Consider the following 7,305-nt stretch of genomic DNA (forward strand, 5'->3'; position numbering starts at 1 on the left):
GGCATTATCGGCACAGAGCACCACCACCACGGGCCAACTGACGAGGGGACGGCCGCACATGACCTGGTTGATCACCGGCGGCGCCGGCTACATCGGAGCGCACGTCGTACGGGCGATGACGGCGGCGGGGGAACAGGCGGTGGTGTACGACGACCTGTCCACCGGTATCGCCGAGCGCGTGCCCGACGGAGTGCCGCTGGTGATGGGCTCGACGCTGGACGGCGAGCGGCTCGCACGCACCCTCGCGGACCACGCGGTCACCGGCGTCGTCCACCTCGCGGCGAAGAAGCAGGTGGGCGAGTCGGTCGAGCAGCCGCTGCACTACTACCGGGAGAACGTCGAGGGCCTGCGGGTCCTGCTGGACGCGGTGACGGCGGCAGAGGTGCCGTCCTTCGTCTTCTCCTCCTCGGCGGCGGTGTACGGCATGCCGGACGTGGACCTGGTCACGGAGGAGACGCCCTGCCTGCCCATGTCGCCCTACGGCGAGACGAAACTGGCCGGGGAGTGGCTGGTGCGCGCGACGGGCCGGGCGAGCGGGCTGTCGACCGCGTCCCTGCGCTACTTCAACGTGGCCGGGGCGGCGAGCCCGGAGCTCGCGGACGTCGGCGTGTTCAACCTCGTCCCCATGGTCTTCGAGAAGCTCACGGAGAGCGCGCCGCCGCGTATCTTCGGCGACGACTACCCGACCCCGGACGGCACCTGCGTACGCGACTACATCCACGTCGTCGACCTGGCCGAGGCCCATGTCGCCGCGGCCCGGGTCCTGCGCTCCTCCCCCGGCAGCGACCTCACGCTCAACATCGGCCGGGGTGAAGGCGTCTCCGTCCGCGAGATGATCGACCGCATCAACACGGTCACCGGCTACGACCGGCCGCCCGCGGTCACGCCCCGCCGCCCGGGCGACCCGGCCCGCGTCGTCGCCTCCGCCGAGCGCGCGGCCGCGGAACTGGGCTGGAAGGCCCGGCACGACGTCCAGGACATGATCACGTCGGCGTGGGAGGGCTGGGTGCGGCTGCACCCCGAGGCGGCGCGGGGCTGATCCCGGAGGCGGCGCGGGGCTGATCCACGGTATCTGCCAGGCAGTCCCCTACAGCTGTCAGGCAGTCCCCTACAGCGCCTTCAACGCCCCCGCCGTAGCCCGGGCCAGCGACCCCAGGTACCCCTTGGGCAGCTTCGGGCTGCGGATCACCACCGAGCGCCAGTAGAGCGGCCCGGAGATCAGGTCGAGGGCCAGGTCGTGGTCGAGGCCCCGGCGGAGTTCGCCGCGGGCCTCCGCCGCCGTGACGATGCCGGTGGCGACACCGTCCTGGCCCTCGCGCAGGGCCTTCTGGAGGGCCTCGGCGATCTCGGGGTTGCGGGCCGCCTCGGCCTGGAGGTCGGGGATGATCTGCGAGGCGACGGGGTGGCGCAGCGCGCGGGAGGTCACCTCGTACAGCAGCCGCAGGTCGCCCTCCAGCGAGCCGGTGTCCGGCGCGGGGAGGCCCTGCACGGCGAGGGCCGAGACGATGTCGAGGACCAGGTGCAGCTTCGAGCGCCAGCGGCGGTACACCGCCGTCTTCCCGACCCCCGCCCGGCGCGCGATCCCCTCGATGGACATCCGCGCGTAGCCGACAGCCGCGAGCTCCTCGAAGACGGCCGCCCGGATGGCTTCCGTCACGTCCTCCCGCAGTACGGCCGCCCCCGCGGGGGCCCGGCGGCGCCGGGGCTGCTGGTGCTCCTCGGGCTTCGTCGTCATGCCGACAGCATAGGGCGTCACGACGAAACGGTTGCGTTCCGACGTGCGGACGACATACGCTCACGTTGCGACGATACGGTCCCGTCCCGACGTAAGAAGTCGTGAAGAGTCCGGTAAGAACCGCCCCACCGCAGCGCTCTTCGCGACCCCATAGGTCCCACACCCCCCTCGAACGAAAGCAGCGGATGTGAGTCAGGTCCTCCACACACCGCCCCAAGCACCGGCCCCGGCCACCGACGACCTCGCGGCCCTCGCCGCCCGCCACGGCCTCTCCGTCAGCGGCGCCCGCCCCTCCCTGCCCGAGTACGTCTGCCAGCTGTGGGCCCGGCGCCACTTCATCACCGCGTTCGCCACCGCCAAGCTCACCGCCCAGTACAGCCAGGCGAAGCTCGGGCAGGTCTGGCAGGTGATGACCCCGCTGCTGAACGCGGCGGTCTACTACTTCATCTTCGGCGTGCTGCTCGGCACCAAGCACGGGGTGCCGGACTACATCCCGTTCCTGGTCACGGGCGTGTTCATCTGGACGTTCACGCAGAGCTCGATCATGGCGGGCACCCGCGCCATCTCCGGCAACCTCGGCCTGGTGCGCGCCCTGCACTTCCCGCGCGCCGCGCTGCCCTTGTCGTTCTGCCTCCAGCAGCTCCAGCAGTTGCTGTTCTCGATGGGCGCCCTGGTCGTCATCCTGCTCTGCTTCGGCGTGCCGGTCCGCGTGTCCTGGCTGCTGGCGCTGCCGGCGCTGTTCCTCCAGTTCACGTTCAACGCGGGCGTCTCCATGGTCATGGCCCGGATGGGCGCCAAGACCCCGGACATCGCCCAGCTGATGCCGTTCGTGCTGCGCACCTGGATGTACGTCTCCGGCGTCATGTGGAGCATCGACAAGCTGGCGCAGAAGGACAGCCTCCCGCACGTGGTGACGGTGGCGCTGGCGGCCAATCCGGCCGCCGTGTACATCGACCTGATGCGCTTCGCCCTGATCGACAGCTTCCACGCGAGCCAGCTCCCGGCCCATGTGTGGGCGCTCGCCGCCGGCTGGGCGCTGGTCGCCGGCGTCGGCGGCTTCATCTACTTCTGGAAGGCTGAGGAGACGTACGGCCGTGGCTGACCTCACCAACGACAGGATCCCCACCGTCGTCGCCGACGGCGTCGACATCGTCTACCGCGTCAACGGCACCGGAGCCGGACGCGGCTCCGCGACCGCCGCCCTCAACCGCATGCTGCGCCGCAAGCAGACCGAGAAGGCGTCGGGCGTGCGCCGGGTGCACGCCGTGAAGAACGTGTCCTTCGTCGCGTACCGGGGCGAGGCGATCGGCCTGATCGGCACGAACGGCTCCGGCAAGTCGACCCTGCTGAAGGCCGTCGCCGGGCTCCTCCCCGTGGAGAACGGCCGTATCTACACCGGCGGCCAGCCCTCCCTGCTCGGTGTGAACGCGGCGATGATGAACGACCTGACCGGCGAGCGCAACGTGCACCTCGGCGGCTTGGCCATGGGCATGTCCCGCGAGCAGGTCAGGGATCGGTACCAGGAGATCGTCGACTTCTCCGGCATCAACGAGAAGGGCGACTTCATCACCCTGCCGATGCGGACGTACTCCTCCGGCATGGCCGCGCGGCTGCGGTTCTCCATCGCCGCCGCCAAGGACCACGACGTGCTGCTGATCGACGAGGCGCTGGCCACCGGGGACCGCTCCTTCCAGAAGCGCTCCGAGGACCGCATCCGCGAGCTGCGCAAGCACGCCGGGACGGTGTTCCTGGTGAGCCACAACAACAAGTCGATCCGCGACACCTGCGACCGCGTGCTGTGGCTGGAGCGCGGGGAACTGCGCATGGACGGGCCGACCGAGGACGTCCTGAAGGAGTACGAGGCGTTCACCGGCGACAAGTCACCCAAGGCCGAGCCGAAGCCGAAGGCCGCCGTTCCCTCGTGAGGCGGACTCGATCGGCCCTTTTGTCTCATTGATGGCACCATGACCGCATAGGGTGCCGCTGCGAGAAGGAGTCCCCGTGATGGCCGAGCTGAGCGTCATCGTCCACGGGCCGAACGTTCAGGACCACCTGACGGAACTCCTCGACTCCCTCGCCGCCCATCCCCTCCCGGACGCCGAGCTAATCGTGGCCGCGGTCGGCGACTGGGCCCGGGAGACGGCCGAGCGGCACACCCCGGACGTGCAGGTCGTCCCGCTGCCTGACGGCACGGGCGACGCCGCGGCCCGGGCGGCGGGGGCGGCGCGGGCCTCCGGCCGCTGGCTGCACTTCGTCCACGCCAAGGACGGACTGCCCGCCGGCGCCCCGCGCACGGTCGCCGAGCGGGTGGCTGAGCTGCCCGGCGAGGTGGACGTCCTGCTCCTCGACCACGTCCGCAGCACCTGGCACACCTCCGGCATGCCCTCCCGGGACGGCTCCCTGCTGGCCCGGGCGGGCCGTGCCGATGTCGCCCTCGACGACTGCGCGCCCCTGCTGCGGCTGACCCCGCTGCTCGGCACCCGCGTGCTGCGCGCGGACTTCTGGCGGGCGCACGAGCAGCGGCTCACCACCGACGACGAGCCGTACGCCGCCCTGGCCGCCCTGCTGCTCGCCGACCGCGTCGCCTGCCTGCCGCACGTCGCCTACGAGGACCGCAGGCTGCGCCCCGCGAGCCTGCCCCCCGTCACTCCCGAGCAGCGCTACGGCCTCGTCGAGCGCTACGAGTCGCTCCTCGACCTCACCCGGGACCGCCGCGCCGCCCACGCCGTGCTGTACGACGTCATGGTCCGCGACTGCCTGCGCACCTTCGCGCGCGGCGGCATGGCGGAGGAGGCCGCGCGGGAGTTCTTCCGGCGGGCGTCCCTCGCCGCCCTGCGCCGCCGCCCCGAGGGCTACCGGCGCCCGGCCGGTCTCGAAGGCGTCCGCCGCWCCCTGCTCGAAGAGGGCGCCTACGCCAGGTACCGGGCCTTCCAGGCCGTCAACCGCACCCGCCGCACCGCCAAGTCGGCCGTACGGGCCCGCAAGCGCCAGGCCGGCGCCAAGCTCCGCGACCACCAGTACCGCAGGGCGCTCGGCCGCCCGGTCAATCCCCACCTGGCGGTGTTCTCGGCGTACTGGAACCGCGGTGTCGCCTGCAACCCGGCCGCGATCGCCGCGAAGCTCGCCGAACTCGCCCCGCAGATCCACCCGGTGTGGGTGGTGACCGAGGAGAACGCGGCCCTGCTGCCGCCCGGCACCGACCACGTCGTGCCCGGCACCCGCCGCTACTGGGAGGTGCTGGCGACCGCCAAGTACCTCGTCAACAACGTCAACTTCCCCAACGCGGTGGTCAAGCGCCCCGACGCGATCCACCTCCAGACCCACCACGGCACGCCGCTGAAGCGCATGGGCATCGACCAGATGGCGTACCCGGCGGCCGCGCAGGGCCTGGACTTCCAGGCGCTGCTGGAGCGCATCGACAAGTGGGACTACAGCGTCTCCGCCAACAGCCACACCACGCGCATGTGGGAGCGCGCGTACCCGTCGCACTACGTATCCCTCGACCACGGCTATCCGCGCAACGACGTCTACTACACGGCCGGCGCCGAGGACATCCGCCAGGTCCGCGACCGGCTCGGCATCGCGCCGGGCCGCCGGGCCGTCCTCTACGCGCCCACCCACCGCGACTACGAGGCCGGCTGGACCCCGCGCCTGGACCTCGCCGCCCTCGCCGACCGCCTCGGCGACGACACGGTCCTGCTCGTCCGCGGCCACTACTTCTACGGCGGCGCCGCCTCCCCGCTCACCAACCTGCGCCGCACGGGCCGGATCATCGACGTCTCCTCCTACGACCCGGTGGAGGAGCTGTGCCTGGCGGCGGACGCCCTGGTCACGGACTACTCCTCGATCATGTTCGACTACGCCAACCTCGACCGTCCGATCGTGATCCACGCCGACGACTGGGAGACGTACCGCACCACCCGCGGCGTCTACTTCGACCTGATGGCCGAGGCCCCGGGCCCCGTCGCCCGCACCCAGCAGGAGCTGACGGAGATCCTCACCACCGAGGCCTGGCGTGACGAGGGCGCGGCGAAGGCCCGGGCCGTCTTCCGGCGCCGGTTCTGCGAGTACGACGACGGACGCGCCGCCGAACGCGTCGTGCGCCGGGTCTTCCTCGGCCAGGACGAACGGTCCCTGCCGCCGGTGCTGCCGATCGAGGAACGCACCCCGGCCCCGACCCCGCAGGAGGCGACCGCATGAGCACCCCCGACGTCACCGTGACGGTCATCGTCTACAACGACGCCGAACGCCTCAGCCGCGCCGTCGACTCGGTCCGCCGGCAGACCCACGCGAACGTGGAGATCGTCATCAGCGACGACCACTCGACGGACGAGACACCGGAGGTGGCACGCCGTCTGGCCGCCGAGGACCCCCGCATCCGCCACCTCCGGCTGGAGCGGAACAGCGGCGGATGCAGCGCACCGCGCAACCGCGCCCTGGAGACCGCCCGCGCGCCGTACCTGATGTTCCTCGACAGCGACGACGAACTCCCCGAGGACGCCGTCGAACTGCTGCTCGCCGCGCACCGCGAACGCGAGATCGACTTCGCGATGGGCGCCGTGCAGCGCGTCCGGGTCGACAACGGCCGCCGCTCGACGTGGATGCCGCACCTGGTCGCCGAGCGCCGCACCCTCGACGGCATCGAAGCCGACCCGCGGCTGCTGTTCGAGCACCTCGCCACCAGCAAGATGTACGCCCGCGCCTTCCTCGACCGGCACGGCCTGCGCTTCCCCGAGGGCATCCACTACGAGGACCAGCTGTTCTCGGCGCAGGCGTACTGCCTGGCCAAGGCGTTCACGATCATCCCGGAGCCGGTCTACCGCTGGTACGTCGCGCCGTTCGCCGCCTCCGACGCGGCCTCGATATCCAACCAGCGGCACAAGCTCGCCAACGTCCGCGACCGCGTCCACGTCCAGCACCTCATCGACGCGTTCCTGGCCGAGAGCGGGCACGAGTCGCTGCGGGAGGACAAGGACCACAAGTTCCTCAAGCACGACTTCCGGATGTACGCCGGTGACCTGCCCTACCGGGACGAGGAGTGGCTGTCCTCCTTCGCGGACATCGTCACGCCGTACCTGGACACGCTCACCCCGGGCGCCTTCGCCCGCCTCCCCCGCGCCGAACGAGTGGTCATCCAGCTGATCCGCGACCACCGCCTGCCGGAGGCCAGGCTGGCGGCACGGGGCCTGGGCCACGGCGTGGGACCGAGGCAGGTCACGACGGACGAACAGGGCCGCACCTACTGGGGCGACCACATCCCGTCCTCCGAATGGTCCCGCCGCGAACTGGACATCTCGGACCTGGACCTGGAGACGCGCCCCTTCCCGAGCGCCCAGTTCCGCCACGAGATCACGGAGATCACCCGGGGCCCGGGAGCCTCGGTCGACCTCACCGTCCGCACGTACGACCCGGCCCTGCGCCTCCCCGTCGGCCCCCAGCGCGCGACCCTCCTCATCGCCCCGGGCCGGCGCCGCCTCCGCGTCCCGTTCCGCCTCTTCCCCGTCCGCCCCGGCGTCTTCGAGGGCCACGCCCACCTGGACCTGGCAGCGGCCCCCCTCCCCTTCCAGGGC

General features: G+C 71.7%; 6 protein-coding genes. 5 read left to right on the forward strand and 1 reads right to left on the reverse strand.

The window, feature by feature from the left end:
* The first annotated feature begins 58 nt into the window (after window positions 1-58).
* Entirely contained in the window at window positions 59-1,039 is a 981-nt protein-coding gene (galE, locus tag CA983_RS14335) for a UDP-glucose 4-epimerase GalE (RefSeq protein WP_086601277.1), read from the forward strand.
* Window positions 1,040-1,108: 69 nt separating this feature from the next.
* Here the strand turns inward: galE and CA983_RS14340 are convergent, their stop codons facing one another.
* Window positions 1,109-1,735, reverse strand: a complete 627-nt coding sequence (locus tag CA983_RS14340; protein ID WP_086601278.1) for a TetR/AcrR family transcriptional regulator — start codon at window positions 1,733-1,735, stop codon at window positions 1,109-1,111.
* 187 nt (window positions 1,736-1,922) lie between these two features.
* Here CA983_RS14340 and CA983_RS14345 point away from each other — a divergent pair, with 187 nt between their 5' ends.
* The 4 genes from CA983_RS14345 to CA983_RS14360 form a co-directional block, all read left to right on the forward strand.
* Complete coding sequence (locus CA983_RS14345) at window positions 1,923-2,837, forward strand: ABC transporter permease (protein ID WP_086601279.1); 915 nt, start codon at window positions 1,923-1,925, stop codon at window positions 2,835-2,837.
* Complete coding sequence (locus CA983_RS14350; protein WP_086601280.1) at window positions 2,830-3,660, forward strand: ABC transporter ATP-binding protein; 831 nt, start codon at window positions 2,830-2,832, stop codon at window positions 3,658-3,660. Before CA983_RS14345 ends, CA983_RS14350 begins: the two co-directional genes overlap by 8 nt.
* Window positions 3,661-3,739: 79 nt before the next feature.
* Window positions 3,740-5,935, forward strand: coding sequence for a CDP-glycerol glycerophosphotransferase family protein (locus tag CA983_RS14355; protein ID WP_086601281.1), 2,196 nt, complete (start codon window positions 3,740-3,742; stop codon window positions 5,933-5,935).
* Window positions 5,932-7,305: glycosyltransferase family 2 protein (locus CA983_RS14360; protein ID WP_086601282.1), on the forward strand; the 1,374-nt coding region annotated here is incomplete at its 3' end. The genes CA983_RS14355 and CA983_RS14360, both read left to right, overlap by 4 nt.

Origin of the sequence: Streptomyces swartbergensis (genome assembly GCF_002148965.1) — a bacterium.
In the GTDB taxonomy this organism is placed as follows: domain Bacteria; phylum Actinomycetota; class Actinomycetes; order Streptomycetales; family Streptomycetaceae; genus Streptomyces; species Streptomyces swartbergensis.